15 protein-coding genes are annotated in these 16,198 nt (G+C 60.2%); 8 read left to right on the top strand and 7 right to left on the bottom strand.

Going from position 1 to position 16,198, the window contains the following annotated elements:
• Positions 1-10: 10 nt before the first annotated feature.
• The 6 genes from CIW50_RS13745 to CIW50_RS13720 all read right to left on the bottom strand — a co-directional run bounded on the left by CIW50_RS13745 (position 11) and on the right by CIW50_RS13720 (position 7,967).
• Entirely contained in the window at positions 11-1,093 is a 1,083-nt protein-coding gene (locus CIW50_RS13745) for a glycosyltransferase family 4 protein (protein WP_149531806.1), read from the bottom strand.
• Positions 1,090-2,511 (bottom strand): VpsF family polysaccharide biosynthesis protein, encoded by a 1,422-nt coding sequence (locus tag CIW50_RS13740; RefSeq protein WP_197738368.1) that lies wholly within the window; start codon positions 2,509-2,511, stop codon positions 1,090-1,092. The genes CIW50_RS13745 and CIW50_RS13740 overlap by 4 nt, the downstream gene beginning before the upstream one ends.
• A complete protein-coding gene (locus CIW50_RS13735; RefSeq protein ID WP_149531805.1) occupies positions 2,508-4,820 on the bottom strand; it encodes a GumC family protein in 2,313 nt (770 codons plus the stop codon). Before CIW50_RS13735 ends, CIW50_RS13740 begins: the two co-directional genes overlap by 4 nt.
• The gene (locus CIW50_RS13730) at positions 4,801-6,225 is read right to left on the bottom strand and encodes an outer membrane beta-barrel protein (RefSeq protein WP_149531804.1); all 1,425 of its coding nucleotides are present in this window, start codon (positions 6,223-6,225) and stop codon (positions 4,801-4,803) included. Before CIW50_RS13730 ends, CIW50_RS13735 begins: the two co-directional genes overlap by 20 nt.
• A gap of 309 nt (positions 6,226-6,534) precedes the next feature.
• The gene (locus tag CIW50_RS13725) at positions 6,535-7,074 is read right to left on the bottom strand and encodes a polysaccharide biosynthesis/export family protein (protein ID WP_246664268.1); all 540 of its coding nucleotides are present in this window, start codon (positions 7,072-7,074) and stop codon (positions 6,535-6,537) included.
• Between the two features lie 191 nt (positions 7,075-7,265).
• Positions 7,266-7,967, bottom strand: a complete 702-nt coding sequence (locus CIW50_RS13720; protein ID WP_246664267.1) for a metallophosphoesterase — start codon at positions 7,965-7,967, stop codon at positions 7,266-7,268.
• Positions 7,968-8,812: 845 nt separating this feature from the next.
• On the opposite strand from CIW50_RS13720, the gene CIW50_RS13715 reads away from it, so the two are divergent.
• The 3 genes from CIW50_RS13715 (at position 8,813) to CIW50_RS13705 (ending at position 11,889) form a co-directional block, all read left to right on the top strand.
• A complete protein-coding gene (locus CIW50_RS13715) occupies positions 8,813-9,580 on the top strand; it encodes a sugar transferase (RefSeq protein WP_068738572.1) in 768 nt (255 codons plus the stop codon).
• A gap of 126 nt (positions 9,581-9,706) precedes the next feature.
• Positions 9,707-10,498 carry an FkbM family methyltransferase gene (locus CIW50_RS13710; protein WP_149531802.1) on the top strand — a complete coding sequence of 264 codons (792 nt, stop codon included), beginning with the start codon at positions 9,707-9,709 and terminating at the stop codon, positions 10,496-10,498.
• Positions 10,499-10,569: 71 nt separating this feature from the next.
• A complete protein-coding gene (locus CIW50_RS13705) occupies positions 10,570-11,889 on the top strand; it encodes a UDP-glucose dehydrogenase family protein (RefSeq protein WP_149531801.1) in 1,320 nt (439 codons plus the stop codon).
• A gap of 39 nt (positions 11,890-11,928) precedes the next feature.
• Here CIW50_RS13705 and CIW50_RS13700 read toward each other — a convergent pair whose 3' ends face one another.
• Positions 11,929-12,414 carry a hypothetical protein gene (locus tag CIW50_RS13700; protein WP_149531800.1) on the bottom strand — a complete coding sequence of 162 codons (486 nt, stop codon included), beginning with the start codon at positions 12,412-12,414 and terminating at the stop codon, positions 11,929-11,931.
• Positions 12,415-12,586: 172 nt separating this feature from the next.
• Here CIW50_RS13700 and CIW50_RS13695 point away from each other — a divergent pair, with 172 nt between their 5' ends.
• The 5 genes from CIW50_RS13695 to CIW50_RS13680 all read left to right on the top strand — a co-directional run bounded on the left by CIW50_RS13695 (position 12,587) and on the right by CIW50_RS13680 (position 16,198).
• Entirely contained in the window at positions 12,587-12,922 is a 336-nt protein-coding gene (locus CIW50_RS13695) for a hypothetical protein (RefSeq protein ID WP_149531799.1), read from the top strand.
• A gap of 161 nt (positions 12,923-13,083) precedes the next feature.
• Positions 13,084-13,224 (top strand): hypothetical protein, encoded by a 141-nt coding sequence (locus CIW50_RS29045; protein WP_172980324.1) that lies wholly within the window; start codon positions 13,084-13,086, stop codon positions 13,222-13,224.
• A 5-nt stretch (positions 13,225-13,229) separates the two neighbouring features.
• Positions 13,230-13,469, top strand: coding sequence for a DUF6719 family protein (locus tag CIW50_RS13690; protein WP_172980323.1), 240 nt, complete (start codon positions 13,230-13,232; stop codon positions 13,467-13,469).
• A 339-nt stretch (positions 13,470-13,808) separates the two neighbouring features.
• Positions 13,809-14,813 (top strand): phosphotransferase, encoded by a 1,005-nt coding sequence (locus CIW50_RS13685; protein ID WP_172980322.1) that lies wholly within the window; start codon positions 13,809-13,811, stop codon positions 14,811-14,813.
• A gap of 41 nt (positions 14,814-14,854) precedes the next feature.
• On the top strand, positions 14,855-16,198 hold the full coding sequence (locus CIW50_RS13680; protein ID WP_502707486.1) for an aspartate aminotransferase family protein: 1,344 nt from the start codon (positions 14,855-14,857) through the stop codon (positions 16,196-16,198).

Raw genomic sequence — 16,198 nt, 5'->3', positions numbered from 1 at the left:
CGTCGCGATCCTAATGCGCGACGTTGGGCTTCGCCGTCGGACGACGGCCGGCCAGCTGCCCGCCGGCGAGTTCGGCGATCAGGTCGATGACGATGTCGTGGTCACTCGCTGCCAGCGCGTTCCAGCGCGCGAGGTTCTCGGTAGCTGCCGCAACATACTGCCTGCGCCACTGCGAAGCCGCGATAGCCCCGCCGATCTGCGACGCCGCGGTGCCGTGGTCCGATGGATTGATGAAGATGCCGGATGTGCCCAATACTTCATGGAAGACGGGCGCATTTGGCGCCACGATCGGCAGGCCGGCATACTGGGCTTCGAGCAGTGGCAAGCCGAGACCTTCATCATGGGAGGTGCAAAGGAAAATATCGGCGTCGTCGAGAATCCGTGTCACGTTTTCGGACGACTGGTAGCCATGCAGGGTCACACAAGACATGCGTTCCAGTGTCTTCCAGTCATCGCCCCAGCCTTTGCGGCCGACGATGTCGAGCGTCGCGCCGGGAAAGCCGTGCTGGCGCAACTCACGGACGATACTGGCTGCGGCGATAAAGTTCTTGCGTGGCTCCACGGTGCCGAGGGCCACGACGCGCAGTGGCGACGTCTCGGGCTCGCGCTCGGCGCGCTCGGCGGATTCCAACTTGAACACGTTGCGCACCGGCGGGCGATACAGCGTGATCTCGGCGTCGGGGCGACAATGCTCGGCGAGCTTGCGCTGGGTGTCGCGCGAATTGGTCAGGAAACGCGGATAGTTCTTGAGCGCGATCTTGAAGGGGGCCGCCATATAGAGTCGCGCGCGGGCATTGAGATCGGCTTGTCGCGTCAGCAGGAAGTCGTCATGCATATAGGGCAGCACGCGCGACGCAAATGGTCGCAGCAGCGGGCTTGGCGGAAAGCCGGGGCACAGCAGGAACGACGAGGGAGACGCCAGACGCATCGGCAGACCGAAAGTCTGCGTCGCGACCATCTGGCCGGTGCCACGGGAGGTAATGGGCACGACATCGAGCGGTGCCAGCGCCTGTTCCGAAAACAGCTCCAGCGTGATCCGTTCGAGCCCGGTCACGTGACGTCCGAGATGGGTGTGGTCGACATAGATGGTCATGCGAACTCCTGACCCCGAGGGATGGCGCGGACATGCGGGGCGGCCATCGGCGGCCTCGGGTGAAGTGGATGCGGCGGCGCGATGTTCGGTGCCCGTTCGCGCGGCAACAGCAGCGCGATGAGTAGAACGAGCTGAGCGAGCTGGATGTTCTTCGACGAGAAGCTCACCGAGCTGGCGGCAATCATCAGGATCAGCAGCAAGATGGCGAAGGCCGCGCGGTCCGACCGGCGCAGCAGTTCGATGAAGAAACAGGTCAGGCCCAGCGTGATCAGGATGGTGTGGATCAGGCCGAATTGCACGATGCAGGACACCCAGAAATTCTCGATGCCATAATTCAAACCGAGCTGCGACTGCAGCGCGTTCACGCGAACCGGATTGGGCCCGAGAATCAGTTCGCTCCACTGGAAATGATTGAGCATGTCGAAGGTCGCAAAGCGCGCCATGGCGCTGCCCTTGTCCGACGAAAAGCGCAGCAGCATCTTGTCGAAGATGCCGAGATAGAGCGCCGCGAACACGACGCCGGCAGCGGCAAAGATGAAGCAGATCGCGCCGACCGCGAACAGCAGCGGCACGCGCTTGCCACGGATCAGCCGGATCGTTTCAAGCAGACCGAGGCAAGCCAGCACGAACAATACGGTCATCAGTGCGGTACGGCCGCCGAAGGCCATCAGCGAGCCCAGACTGAAGGCGATTAATGGCACGCGGATCATGATCGGCGGGCAGATGGCCGGTCGCAGCACCAGCGCCATGATATAGGCGCCGATGATGCCCGAGGCCGTCAGCGGATGGCCGAGAAGCGCAGCCGAGCGCCATTCACCGACTACCAGCACGCTGCCGAGCGTCAGCGGAATGATGCGATGCCCGGAAAAATACTCGTAATAGCCAATCACGATGTTGAGCAGCAGCGTCGCATGGATGGCCCAGACCAGCGGCCGCCGCTGCGCCGGCGTCAGCCGCCAGATCAGCAAGCACAGCAGAACCGGCAGCAGGAATGTGTCGATGATGACCGTGAACGGGCGTTCCAGCACGAACATCTGGATCAACAGGACAAACCAGCAGAACAGATGCACCAGCAAAAGCTTGGCGTCCGTGAAGGCACGGTTGATCTCTCCGATCGGATCGCCGTCGCGCATCAGCAGCAGCAGCATCGCGATGAAGGTCGCATAGGTGCCGGGGTGCAGCTTCTCGAGAAAATTTCCGCCGGGTGTCAGGTAATGGATCTTGAGGTTGGTCAGAACGCCGCCGGACAGCGTGAAGATCGCGACGATGGCGCCGAGCAGGACGCCCACAATCATCAGATTGATGAGCTGGGCTACATTGACGATCTGACGTCGTTGCGGAACGCGCGCACGCGGGCCTGCCGCGGCGAGGCCGCCATTGCGATGCAGCCTGAGCGGCGCGGTCCGGCTCAATGTCAACGCGCGGTCCCCGCGCTGGCGGCGGCGACACCGTAGGGCTTCAGATAGGCCGAGCTGCGATAATAGTCGTAGAAGCGGATCTTGCTGAGATCGACCTGGGTCAGCACGGTGCCGAGAATGCGGTCATGCACCGGAGCCAGCAGCTCCATCGTGTGGGCGACGACTTCGCGTGGTGTCTGATTCCAGGCCATCGCCAGCAGAATGCGGTCGGCGAGTTCGGCTAGTGCGCGGCCATCGACGAGTGGAATCAGCGGCGGCGAGTCGATGATGATCAATTCATAATGCGACTTCAGACGGTCGAGAATTTCGACGATCTGCTCGGAGAACATCAGCTCGGTGATGGCATCGACGTCCTTGATGGCAGGCGAGGGCAGGATCGAGAGGCCGGTGCTGCGATCGAGCAGGATGGCCCGCTCCAGCGTCACTTCGCCGGTTGCGACCTGCAGTAGGCCGGCATCGGCATTGGGGCTGACGGCGCGGGTCAGGCCGGGATTGCGCAGATCGCCGTCGATCAGCAACGTCTTGATGCCCAGCGTGGCGAAAGACAAAGCGAGATTGCCGGCGAAGGTTGTCTTGCCTTCACTTTCTAGACCTGACGTCACCAGCACGACCTTGACCGTGTCGATCTTGCGCGCGCGCTGGATCGCCAGACGCACGGCACGGATCGCTTCGGCGAAGAACGTGCCGGGCTCCTCGATGGCATAGCGCATCAGTGGTGGCTGCAATGCGGCTGGCAGCAGCCGCATGGTGCGCGGATCGTAATTTCCTAGCTCAGTCCGACCGCGTTTGGCACGTCCAGCGAGTTCGCGGCTGCTGATCGACGGCAAGGCTGCCAGGGCGGGCACGCCCGAAATCTCTTCGGCCTGCTCCAGCGTCTTGATCCGTCCGTCGAGATAGTCGGTCAGGAATGCCAGTACCGTGCCTCCGCCGAGACCGAGCAGGATGGCAAAGCCAAGGATAAGTGCTGTTTTCGGCGCGGAGGGCTTGAGCGGGATGCTGGCAAAGCTGACGATGCGGGAGTCCGGCATCTCCAGGCTTTCCTGCGCCGTCGTTTCCTTCGAGCGCGCCAGATATGACTCATAGAGCGTGCGGTTCGCCTCGGCCTCGCGCTGCAGCTCATGCAGCCGGACCACTGCCTGACCGGACGTGCTGGAGACGCCCTGCAGCTTGTCGAAACTGTCCTGCAGCGACGCCTCGCGCGATTTCGCAACGTCATAATCATGCGCCGTGCCCTGCACGATGCGCCCGATTTCCTCGTTGATCAGCCGCTGCGTGTCCTTGAGCTGCGCCCGCACATTGGCGACCTGCGGATGCCGCGGACCATATTTGCTGGTCAGGTCGGCTTCGTTCTTGGCGATATCGGCATATTGCGCGCGCAGCTTGGTCACCATCTCCGAGGAGACGGCGGCATTGAGCCCGCCGGCATCGCCGCCGGTTTTCGCCAATTGCTGCACCTGATCGAACTTGGCGCGCGCCTCGGCGGTCTGCACCCGGGCAGCAATCAGCTTGCTGTTGAGATCGGTGATCTGCTGGTCGTTGACCGTCACGCCCTGCGAGACCGCGAGGTTATTGGCGGAACGATAGTCCGCGACGGCCTGTTCGGAGGTGACGACGCGGTTCTTCAGCGCATCGATCTGGCCGCCGAGCCATTTGGCTGCGATGCGCGTCGCGTCGTATTTGGCGCGGACCTGTTCCTCGAAATAGGCGTCAGCCACCGCATTGGCGATGGTCGCGGCTTTCTGCGGCGATTCCGAGCTGACGGCGATATCGACCAGGAATGTCGTGCCTTGTCGTGTCACCTTCATGCGGCGCTGGAGCAGATATATAGAGTACGCCCGCGCGGCGTCTTCGGGGCTCACGCCATCGACCGGGCCGCTGCTGCGAAACAGATTGCGGATCGGATCGAGCAGGCCGGGCTTTGGCATGAACTCGAGATCCTGCGTCAGCTTCAACTTGTCGACCACGCGCTGGAGGATCGTGAGCGACTGGATCAGCAGCGTCTGGCTCTCGATGGTCGCATCGTCCGTGCCGAAATTGGTCAGCACCGATTGATTGGTTTCGACCACATTGGCGCGGCGCGGATCGACCAGCACGGTGGAGTTGGCCGTATAAAGAGTGGTGGCGGTCAGGACATAAGCCAGGGCGATGCCGCCGAGCACGGCGGCAGGCAGCACGACCGCGCGCCAGCGCCGGCGCAGGATGCGCGCCATTTCCCTGAGATCGACGGTCGGCGCCTGCCAACCCGCAACCGCGGTCGGGGTCGGCTCGGGTGCGGCCGGATAGGTCTGGTCAAAATTGCGCTGTAACATTGAGCCCTACCTGGTGTTTGTCGTAGCTGAAGGTGGGTATATCGCTGTCACGCGATGTGTAGCGGTGATAGGCCGAGATCGCGCTGAAGCGGTTCATCAAATACTTCACGCTGGCATTGGTCGTGGTCACGCGGTCCTTGCGGGCCTGGCCGAAGAAGCGATCGGTCTCATAGGCGCCGGCGAGCGACAGGATGACGTTGCGACGCAGCTCGTAGTCGATGCCGACCTGCACGGCGTTGGCCAGTACACCGGTCGAGCTGGTATCGGATGTCTGCGTGACGAGTTGTTCGGCCTTGACGTGGATATCCATCAATCGCGTCGGGCTCCAGGTGAGTTTGGCGCGATAGGACGGCCCATCGACGGTGCCGATCAGCGGATTGTCAAAGCGCTGCTCCACGTAGCCGCCGCCGAATTCACCACGGATCAGATTGCCGAAACCGACCGTGAAGCCGGAGAGGGCGCGATAGCCAGTGGAGTCCAGCGTCTGGCCGGGCACGCCGCGGATATTGCGCTGGTTGCCTTCGACGCCGCCGAACCACCCGAGCACTGGCGAGAACGCATAATCGACGCGGCCATGAAGCGCATAGATCTGGCCGTCGCGGCTGCTCTGGTCGATCAGGTTGCCGTCCTGCGCGCGCGCCGTGCCGAAATCGTAGGAGTCGACCCGCGCGCCGATCGACGTCGACAGCCGGTTGAATTCCTTGCGGACGGTCAGGTCGCCGGACATCAGATTATAAGGAGTTGGCGTCACGGCATTGGCAGGCGAGCTCAGCGATCCCACGCCCTCGTTGAGATGCGCGATCTGGAAACTGCCCAGCACGATCATGTCATTGGCGATATCGATCCAGCCGGCGCCCTTCAGGCTCACATCGGTCTGGTCGAGGCTCGAATTTTCATTATAGGCCGTGGTTCGTGAATTGAGCTTGATGTCGATGCCATGCCGCTCCCACAGCGTGTGCGCGCGCAGGCTCGGTTCGATCACCGCCGCGACGTCACCGCGCTTCTGCGTGTTCGAGGCAAACACATTGCTGTCATAGAGCGCACCCGTCATCAGCGACGGGTTGAACATCCAGGATCCCTGACGGATGCCGACGGGTTCATAGCCAGGTTGCTGTCGCTGTTTCACTGGCATGTCCTCGGGCGCTACTTCTTCGCGGTTATCCCGGTCGACCAGATCGGGCAGCGCGGTCGGCTCGAAAATCCGTTGCGCATTCCAGGGCGGCGCGAGCTCGTCGCTGGTCAGCGGAATCGCCTGAGCGTTGGCGGGTGATGCAATACCAAGCAGAATCACGGTCGCGGGCCACGGAACGACACGAAGGGCGCGGCGCGCGACGAGAGTCGAGCGCAGCCCGTCCGTCCCTTCGCTGATCGCATCCGATCCTGCTGACGCAAGCGTACATTTCATCACTCATCCCTTGCGAAGAACATGCATTCCTCCGCCATCGAATTGTCGTCGAGACTTGATTGCTGCTTAGAAATTCATCCTGGAGCTCGCAAACTCAGCAAGCCCGTGATGAATGTCGCGCCCCCACTAGCGCACTCAACACTCGTCTGATGAAACGTCCTTCTCTTTGCTGCCCACAATGTGAAGTGCGAAATGAAGTCCATCGCAGTGCACAAGAATACGCATCGCAAAAAGTCGAGACTATGGCGACGCGCGACATGAAGGCGCGCATCGTTCACTACACATCAGACAAAATCAAAAATGATGAGTTCAGAAGTATCGTTCCGGGACACGCACATTGTCGCCGGGAAATACCAGTACTGGCGAATCGAGCGCATAGATCTCTTCGACGGTTGAGCCCGACCGCCGCAAATACACTTTGTTCTCATTGGCGCGATAAGTGAATCCACCCGCGGTCGCGACGGCGTCCATCACGGTCAGGCCCATGCGATAAGGATATTCGCCGCTCTTCTTCACTTCGCCGAGGATATAGAAGGGGCGATACAGTGCGATTTCCACGTTGACGCGCGGATCCCGCACGATTCCCTTGGCCAGCGCAGACGTGATGCCTTTTTCCAGTTGCCGTGTGGTGAGGCCAGCGGCCTTCACGTGGCCCGCAAGTGGAATCGATACAAATCCGTTGCTGTCGACCTCATATTCGCCGGTGATATCAGCTTCGCCATAAACCTTCAGACGAATCCTGTCGGTCGGTCCAAGTAGATAGGTGCCTGACGGCGAGGCCGCGGAAATCCGCTGGTCCTGCGCGAGCGCGATCGGCGGAGCGACGCCAGCAAGGAAGAATGAAAGCACCGGTACTATCAAAATGCCGGCACATCGGCTCGTTCGAAACATGTTAGACCCCCAACACAACATCATTGTGATCATCGGCATCAATTCGATGACAATTGAACGGATGACTGTCGCGCGGAGAGTGTCCGGCAAAAAACGGCGAAAGAATGTGGTGTAATCACTGAGTGCGCAGATTGCGTACTAGTGTGTTCTTACAGAACCAGAATCTCGGTGCCTTCAATGGCGATGCAAGTGAGAGTTCCGCTGCGCCATGCCCCTGTGTCGATATTCACACGATTGTCTTTGATATCCGGATGGGGAACCGGCGTGTGTCCGTGCACCACATAGACGCCATGATCGCTCTTTGAATCCAAAAATTCATCCCTGATCCACATCAGATCATGCGGATCTTGAGACGACAGCGGAACATTGGGACGTATGCCCGCGTGAACGAACAGAAAGTCGCCGCACCTGATATTGTTCCGCAGGCAACGCAAAAAGGCGTCGTGCGCCGGGGGGAATGCGGCGTGAAAGGCTTTCTGCACGTCGCCCGCCGCTGCCGTGCGCGATGGAGAAACACCATAGGACGCGAGAGTCTGAAGTCCGCCCAGTTGGCGCCAGTGCTCGAGCACGCTGGCATCCTCCAGGAAGTCTTCCATGATGGCTTCGTGATTGCCGCGCAGGCAGATTGCATGATTGTGAACCATGCGGACTGCCAGCAAATCGATCACACCTTTCGAATCCGCGCCACGATCGATGTAATCGCCGATATAGACTTCCGCCGCATAGGTGATCGGGCGGCGTTGGATGTCCTCATCGATACGCGCGATGGTCTCCTGCAGCAGGTCGGCGCGCCCGTGAATGTCGCCGATGGCATAGATACGCGTATCGGGCGGCAGTGCCGCCTTGTTCAAACTTGACCTGGAGGGGGAGCGCGGCATTTCGCGCAAACTACGATCAGGGAACCGTCGCGGTCAAATTCAATCGGCCGCGCAACGCCTTGGGACTCATAAAGCTTTGGGGATAGCGAAGAGCTCAGAAGAAAATGATGCGGCAGGCGACGATCACAGCGACCCAGACGGCCGCATTGATAAGAAGAAGTCTGTTTCGCAGTTTGCGGCCGGATGCGTTGTGCACGTCGCAGGTAGAACTATCCACAGGGCTGGAGATCACCGCTGTATCCACGCCGAGCACGCGCGGGGGAAATGAAATGTCCCCTATATTCATCTGAGGTGTTCGTCGAGCGACCATGGCGATGCCGAAATATCTGGCGGAGTGAGCAGTCTCAGTGCGCAACATAATGGGCGCGCTTTAGTATCGAATGAAAAATCAAGCTCGAATCGATTGCCGCTTGGTGGCGATTTATTAATTACGGAGATAATGCACCCGATCTCGCAACGACGCGATGCAATTCATCGATCTACGTAGCGCAATTATTTTGCATGGCTGCCGTGAGCGAGATGCAGCGCAACAAACACACAAAACGATCTAAGCGCTTCCGAGCACAAAGAATTTTGCGCGCCGCACAATTGTATCAATATTGCGACTGCGTAATGTTACACGCCAATACCGTTTTGCCGCCCTAATTCGTTCGCACAGTTAAGAAATCTTCAGGGATGAAGGTTCTTGCTGATCGACGAAGATGGTTTCGCAATTGCGAATGTTCGTCGAAGGGAAGGGTTCTGAATTCGCATGCCTGCCACATAGGCATGTTTCTGTCTGATTATCGCGCACCAAAGTTCCAGCAGGGAGCGAGAGCATGGCCTCTACAGTTTCAGTTGGTTTTGATCGCAACAAGGTGACGCCGCTCTGGAAGGAGCGGCAGTTCATTTCAGTGCGGCCGGTCGAGTTTGCCGGCCACGGGTCCTATCGTAACAGCGCCTATCGCAGCCGCCGGACGAACCAGGTTGCCCGGTGCGAGCCGTCGGAGTCGATTGCCAAGCGATTGTTCGACATTGCGGCCGCGGGCTCGGCCCTGCTGTTTCTCGCGCCGCTGCTGATCACGATTGCAATCATCATCAAGGCGACCTCGCCCGGGCCGGTGTTCTTCACCCAGTATCGCTACGGCTACCGCAACCGCTTCTTCAAGATCTACAAGTTCCGCTCGATGCGCACCGATGCCGGCGACAAGCGCGGCATTCAGCAAACCGTCGAAGGCGACGCCCGGGTGACGCGGATCGGGAAGCTGCTGCGCAAAACCAGTCTCGACGAGATTCCGCAGCTCATCAACGTGCTCAAGGGCGATATGTCTCTGGTTGGGCCGCGGCCCCATGTCCCGGGCATGCTGGCCGCCAACGTGCTCTATGAAGATCTCGTGCCGTATTACTTTACGCGTCATAGCGCACGGCCCGGCATCACCGGCCTGGCCCAGGTGAGCGGCTGCCGCGGCAGCACTGTCGAGGCGCCCCGGGCGATCTCGCGCATCGATTACGACCTCGAATATATCGAGAAATGGTCGATGCGTATGGACATCATGATCATCGTGCAGACCGTCCGGCGCGAATTCCTCTCCGGTAATGCCTTCTGATGCCCACGACCGATTGAGCGGCGGCATCGATCACATCACACATTGCAGAGGTTGCGCTGGCGGACGCCCGTCCGGCGCCCGGAATTGTTTTGCCTTGAAACCAGCCTCGAACGAAGGGTGACAGCCATGACGGCGACGCAACGGACCAAGCAGCTCCTGAAAGACGCTTTCCCGTCGATGTATTTGCGCTGGCGCTTCATGAAGCGTCCCAAATCGGCGGAGCGTGAACTGGCCTATCTCGACAAGATCGTGCCGCAGGGGGCTATCACGGTGGATGTCGGCGCCAATTGCGGTCTCTACACCCAGCAACTGGCGCGGTTGTCCGGTCAGGTCCATGCGTTCGAACCGTCGCATGAGATGGCCGATCTGCTCCGGCGCACCTCGGCGTCCAATGTCCGCATTCATGAAGTGGCTCTCTCGGATCATGAAGGCGATGCCGAGCTTTACACGCCGCAAGGCGAGGATGGCCTTGTTTACGGGCGGGCATCGCTCGAACAGCAATATGAGCCATCGGTGAAGCAACTGATCACGACGCATGTTCCATTAGCGCGTCTCGATGGCGTCGTGCGCGAGGACGTGTCCTTCGTGAAGGTGGACGTCGAGGGGCACGAGTTGAGTGTCTTGCATGGCGCCGTCGGCCTGATCGACCGGTGCCAGCCGGTCTTCCTTGTCGAGGCAGAGGATCGTCACCGTGCCGAGGCGACGCGCTCGGTGTTCGATTTCTTTCGCGACAAATCCTATCGCGGCTTCTTCCTCCAGGACGACGACGTGGTCTCCATCGATCATTTCAACGCTGGGGAAATGCAGGACGCGGATGCGCTGCTGCCCAATGGGGGCCGCAAACCCGGGCAAGCTTACGTCAACAACTTCTTTTTCTTTCCGCAGCATCTCGACGGCGAGTTGATCCTCAACAGCTGAGGTGCATGCGGAATTCTCGGGGGATGTCCGGGTCGTTCTGACCGCGGGCTGTTTACAAGACAGGACATGCAATGCGAATTGCCATGATTGGCGCTGGCTATGTGGGGCTCGTGTCAGGGGCGTGCTTTTCGGACTTCGGTCATCACGTCACCTGCGTCGATACTGATCAGGGGAAGATCGATGCGCTGAACAGAGGTGAGATACCGATCCATGAGCCCGGCCTCGATGCGCTGGTCGCGAGCAATGCCAAGCAGGGGCGGCTGAAATTCGTTACCGATGTCACATCTGCTGTCGGTGCGGCCGAGGTGGTGTTCATCGCAGTCGGCACGCCGTCGCGCCGCGGTGACGGTCATGCGGACCTGTCCTATGTCTATGCAGCGGCGCGCGAGATCGCGAAGGCCATCAAGAAGTTTACCGTGGTGGTCAACAAATCCACGGTGCCGGTCGGCTCCGGTGACGAGGTTGAGCGCATCATCCGCGAAGAGAATCCGGACGCCGAGTTCGCCGTGGTCTCGAATCCGGAATTCCTGCGCGAAGGCGCTGCTATCAGAGACTTCAAGCATCCCGACCGTATCGTCATCGGTTCCAGCGACCAGCGTGCCAAGGACGTCATGGCGGAAGTCTACCGGCCGCTGCATCTCAATTCGTCGCCGATCATGTATACGGATCGCCGCACGGCCGAACTGACCAAATACGCCGCCAACTCGTTCCTGGCGACCAAGGTCGCCTTCATCAACGAGATCGCCGATCTTGCGGAAAAAGTCGGTGCCAATGTTCAGGAAGTCGCGCGGGGCATCGGTCTCGACAACCGGATCGGCTTGAAGTTCCTGCATGCCGGACCGGGCTACGGTGGCTCGTGTTTTCCGAAGGACACGCTGGCACTGATTAAGACCGGCCAGGATTACGAAGCGCCGCTGCGCATCGTCGAGACCGTGGTGGCCGTCAACGACCAGCGCAAGCGCGCCATGGCGCGCAAGGTGGCGCATGCCTTCGGCGGCAATCTGCGCGGCAAGTCCATCGCCATTCTGGGTGTGACCTTCAAGCCCAACACCGACGACATGCGCGACGCACCGTCGATCCCGTTGATCACGGCATTACAGGATATGGGCGCGGAAGTGCGGGTCTATGATCCTGTCGGGATGGAGCAGGCAAAGAAGGTGTTCGAGAACGTCACCTTTTGCGAGGGGCCCTATGAATGCGCCCGTGGATCTCACGCGATGGTCATCGTCACCGAATGGGAGCAGTTCCGCGCGCTCGACCTGAAGGAGATGGCCGCGATCATGGCCTGTCCGGTGATCATCGATCTCCGCAACATCTATTCGCCAGATGAAGTGACGCGGAACGGTTTTCTCTATAGCGGCGTCGGGCGGCCGCAATCGGTGGTTTATTAGTCCGCCGTTCCACGCGGATGCGGGAGCGCGCGCAGTGTCTTACTGCGTCGCTTCTTCCGCAGCGGTCGGCGCGGTCGCGTGCTCGACGCGCGGTGTCGCGGATGCGTCGCTAGTGGATGCGTCGCTATATGTCTCGGTTTGATAGAGCGAGTCGAAGTCGTTTCCGCCGAGATACCAGCTTCCGAGAAAATACGTTGCGCCAATGACGGCTGCGGCCATGACGAGGCCGCGACCGACGGAGAACACGATGTCGGCCTTCGTGACTTTATGCGGAGCGATCTTGTGCATGAAAGATTCCCTATGGGGCATACCGTTGTCCTGCAACGGCGTGGTCCAGGTGGTGCTCAGGAATTCGAGCGCAAGCAACAACGCAATCGATCCCGCACAGTGTAGCGCTATCGACCTGACATGTCTGCTGGAAATGCCGAGATCGTCGAGTACCAGAGAACCAATTGAATAAGCGAACAATGCGGCGCTGAGGCCGCAGATCACCAGAATCGTAATCAGTTTCGGTATCCGTTGCATTCGCGACCATCGCCAATGCGGATCATTCGTTCAACCGTCACAATTGCGACAATTCAACCCAGAATGTCGGAATGCCGAACACAGGCGCGTGAACATGAGCTTTCCGCGTGGAACCTGAGGATGACACGAGAGTGACGATGCGTTGCTGGAGTACCGAGGTTATGATTGCACCATGAGACAGACTGCACTTGCATTGGCATTGGCCGCCGTCATCGCATTACCGACCTATGCGAACGAAATCGATCAGATGGCGAACAATCTGGAAACAAGCTGCTCGAACCACTTTCGGAAGCGGCCGAACAGACCTTCGAGCGATTCCAGAAAATTCTGCAGCTGTTTCGCCGGAACCTTCACATCGACCATCTCGCTGCGGGAACTCGATGCTGCCAATGGTGTGGTAACATCGGAAATTCAGGAACAATTCGAGCGCGCTGCGGAGTTCTGCGGCCGCGACGTTCCGCCGTCCGTCGCGCAAGCGGGCAGGGCATGGATTATGGAATCCAATTAGTCGGCGAGTCCCGTCGATCATTGTCGGAGGTTGCCCCGACTCACTGTCGCCTCATTTGATCGCAAGTCTTTCTCTGCCGGCAAAGTGGGACACATCTTGCGTCGGCGTTTGGGGACTGCTCATTGACTGATACTCGTTTCAAGGCGCAAGTGGCGTCCCGCATGCCTATGCGTCGACTCAAGGAGTCGGGGCTTAAGGAGAAGGCCGGAACCGCCATCGAGGCGGTTTCGATCGCATGTGCCCATATCCTTGCGATTGCGGCTCTGGTCGTGATCGGTGGTCTTGTGATCTATGTGAGATAATGATTGTGCGTGTTCTTCTTCTCGGCCTGATGCTGTCGGCCGTTGCCCAGCCGTGCTTCGCACAAAAATTTCTGTCCTTCGAGCCGCTGATGATGGACCCGTATGCGACCGTGTTCGTCGATAACGGGTCGTGCTCGGCCGGCAAGGTGCTGAAGGTGCAGGGCGCACCGAACAATCAGCGGCGCAAGAAGAGTTGCGTGCCGATCAGCGACGTTCGCGGCCCCGGTGCCATCAGAGGCAAATAGCCAAGGCCACCGCAACGGCGCTTACGCCGTTGTCCGCTGCATCGCCGGCCGGCCAGCCCCTTAGGCGTTGACGGCGTCGCACGGATCGATGCCGCGCATATGCGAAGTGGCTTCGGCGGAATCCGTGCCCAAATGGGCAGCAAAGGCAGAAAATGCGGGCTTAATCCGTCGAAAATGCCCGCATCCGCGCGGACGCCCTGACAAGCGGGAACAGCGTTGCTATGATCGCGCGTACCGGTCGCGACGTGCCGGATTCCGAATCGAGATGGATCAGTTCAGGTGACATTTGAGCCTTCCGCGAGTCCGGGTGCAATGCAGGGCGGACTCGCGGCATCGTATATGAATATGACGGATGATGAGGCCGTCGATCTCGCCCGCGAGCGCTTTGGCATCGAAGGCCGGCCGACACGCTTTGCCACCGAGAAGGACGACACGTTCCGGATCGCGCCTGTCAGCGGGCCGCGCTTTATCCTGAAGGTTGCGAATCCCGTCGAGGATATTCCCGAGATTGATCTGCAGGTGCAGGTTCTCGATCACGTCGCGGCGCGTGCGCCCGACCTGCCGGTGCCGCGGATCATCCCGAATGACAAGGGCGAGCGGCATTTCAGCTATCTGGATCGCGCCGGTCAACGCCGTCAGGCCCGGATGATGTCCTATCTCGAAGGCCAGCCTTTAAGCGAGGTGCCATCCACGGCCTCGGGCCGGGCCGAGATCGGCAAATTGCTGGCGCGGCTCCGCCTTGCACTGGCGGATTTCAGCCATCCGTCGGATTCCCGGGTTGTCGCATGGGACGTCAAGAACCTGCTGACGCTGCGCGATCTGCTCGCAGAAATCACCGATGCCGGCCAGCGCCGCAAGGTCGAGGCGGCGCTCGAGCGCTTCGCGGCGATCGAAACCCGGCTCAAGCAGTGCCGCACCCAAGTGTTGCACAATGATTTCACCCGCTCCAACGTCGTCGTCGATGCGGCGCTGCCGGGGTTCGTCAGCGGCATCATCGATTTCGGCGATACGGTCCGCACCGCTATCGCCATCGATGCCTCGACGGCGATGCTCAATCAGTTGCCCGTCGCGATGAACGGCGATGTCTTTGCCGATGGCCGCGATCTCCTGGGTGGCTATCTCTCCATCGCCGATCTGACCGCGGAAGAACTCAGCCTCATTCCGCATCTGATCTTCTCCCGTCTGGCGACGCGCCTGCTGCTGTCCACGGCGATGGCCAACCGGGTGCCATCTGTCGCCGCCTATGTCCTGCGCAACAATGAGCAGACCTGGGTGCAGATGGACTGGTTCATCGCCCGCTCGATGGACGAGATCTCCGATCAGTTGATGGACTTCGCCAAATAATCTTCGCCAAACCCGACCCTGCTTCCAGAGGAAACAACAACATGACCGCAGTCACCAGCGCGCCGCGCGGCAAGATGGTCAACGGCTTCGACCCCGCGACGGCAACGGGCCTCACTGAGGAAAGCCGCGAGCTCGTCGCGCGCCGCAGCGACCTGCTCGGCCCGGCCTACCGGTTGTTCTACAGCAACCCTGTCGAGGTCGCGCGCGCCAAAGGCGTGCTGCTCTATGACTCCGAAGGCAACGAATATCTCGACGCGTATAACAATGTGGTGTCGGTCGGCCATTGCCATCCGCGCGTGGTCGATGAGATCACCAAACAGGCGCAGACCATCTGCACCCATACGCGCTATATCCAGAAGGGCATTCTCGATTATGCCGAGGATCTGCTCGGCACCTTCGAAGGTCCGAAGCGTCACGTGATGTTCACCTGCACCGGATCGGAAGCGAATGATCTGGCCGTCCGCATGGCCAAGCATCACACCGGCAATCAGGGCATCATCATCACCGAAGAGGCCTATCACGGCAATTCCGAGCTGACCGCGGGCTTCTCGCCATCGCTCGGGCCTTACTCTCCGCTCGGCACCTACGTGCGTCGCGTGCCCGCGCCGGATTCCTATCGCATCGCGCCGGAGAAGATCGGTGCGTGGATGGCCGAGAAAGTGTCCGAGCAGATCGTTGACCTGCAACGCCGCGGCGTCGGTGTCGCCGCCTTCATCGCCGACTCGATGTTCTCGTCCGACGGCATCTTCTCGCATCCGACCGACGTACTGAAGCCGGTGCTCGACGTCGTGCACAAGGCCGGCGGCGTGTTCATCGCCGATGAAGTGCAATCCGGCTTCGGCCGCAGTGGCGAGAAATTGTGGGGCTATCAGCGCCACGGTATCACGCCGGATATCATCACCATGGGCAAGCCGATGGGCAACGGCTATCCGGTTGCTGCCGCTGTGATGCTGCCGGAGATCGTCGAGAAGTTCGGCCGCGATAACCGCTATTTCAATACGTTCGGCGGCAATACGGTAGCGATGGCGGCCGCGCAGGCCGTGCTGAATGTCATTCGCGATGAGAAGCTCGTCGAGAATTCGCTCCGCGTCGGCAAGATCCTGCGCGACGGTTTCCATGCGCTGGCGAAGAAGTATGAGCAGATCGGCGATGTCAGAGGCTCGGGGCTTTATGTCGGCGTGGAACTGGTCAAGGACCGTGCGTCCAAGGAGCCGGATGCTGCTGCTGCATCTGCCGTGGTCAATAGTCTGCGTGCACGCCGCGTGCTGATCTCGGCAACTGGTCCTCATGCCAATGTGCTGAAGGTTCGCCCGCCGCTGGTCTTCACCGAGGCAAATGCCGATCGTCTTCTGACTGAGGCCGAAGCCGTGATGGCGTCGCTCTGA

Source organism: Tardiphaga sp. P9-11, assembly GCF_008329525.1.
Classification (GTDB): domain Bacteria; phylum Pseudomonadota; class Alphaproteobacteria; order Rhizobiales; family Xanthobacteraceae; genus Tardiphaga.
The sequence above is the reverse complement of the archived record's forward strand: the minus strand, read 5'-3'. Positions and strand labels throughout refer to the sequence as shown.

Bases quoted from the DNA above. Each gene is read 5' to 3' on its own strand.
- CIW50_RS13715 (WP_068738572.1), top strand. From the start codon at position 8,813: ATGGCCTCTACAGTTTCAGTTGGTTTTGATCGCAACAAGGTGACGCCG.
- CIW50_RS13685 (WP_172980322.1), top strand. From the start codon at position 13,809: ATGAATATGACGGATGATGAGGCCGTCGATCTCGCCCGCGAGCGCTTT.
- CIW50_RS13705 (WP_149531801.1), top strand. From the start codon at position 10,570: ATGCGAATTGCCATGATTGGCGCTGGCTATGTGGGGCTCGTGTCAGGG.
- CIW50_RS13735 (WP_149531805.1), bottom strand. From the start codon at position 4,820: ATGTTACAGCGCAATTTTGACCAGACCTATCCGGCCGCACCCGAGCCG.
- CIW50_RS13710 (WP_149531802.1), top strand. From the start codon at position 9,707: ATGACGGCGACGCAACGGACCAAGCAGCTCCTGAAAGACGCTTTCCCG.
- CIW50_RS13680 (WP_502707486.1), top strand. From the start codon at position 14,855: ATGACCGCAGTCACCAGCGCGCCGCGCGGCAAGATGGTCAACGGCTTC.
- CIW50_RS13695 (WP_149531799.1), top strand. From the start codon at position 12,587: ATGAGACAGACTGCACTTGCATTGGCATTGGCCGCCGTCATCGCATTA.
- CIW50_RS13745 (WP_149531806.1), bottom strand. From the start codon at position 1,093: ATGACCATCTATGTCGACCACACCCATCTCGGACGTCACGTGACCGGG.
- CIW50_RS29045 (WP_172980324.1), top strand. From the start codon at position 13,084: ATGCCTATGCGTCGACTCAAGGAGTCGGGGCTTAAGGAGAAGGCCGGA.
- CIW50_RS13700 (WP_149531800.1), bottom strand. From the start codon at position 12,414: ATGCAACGGATACCGAAACTGATTACGATTCTGGTGATCTGCGGCCTC.
- CIW50_RS13730 (WP_149531804.1), bottom strand. From the start codon at position 6,225: ATGAAATGTACGCTTGCGTCAGCAGGATCGGATGCGATCAGCGAAGGG.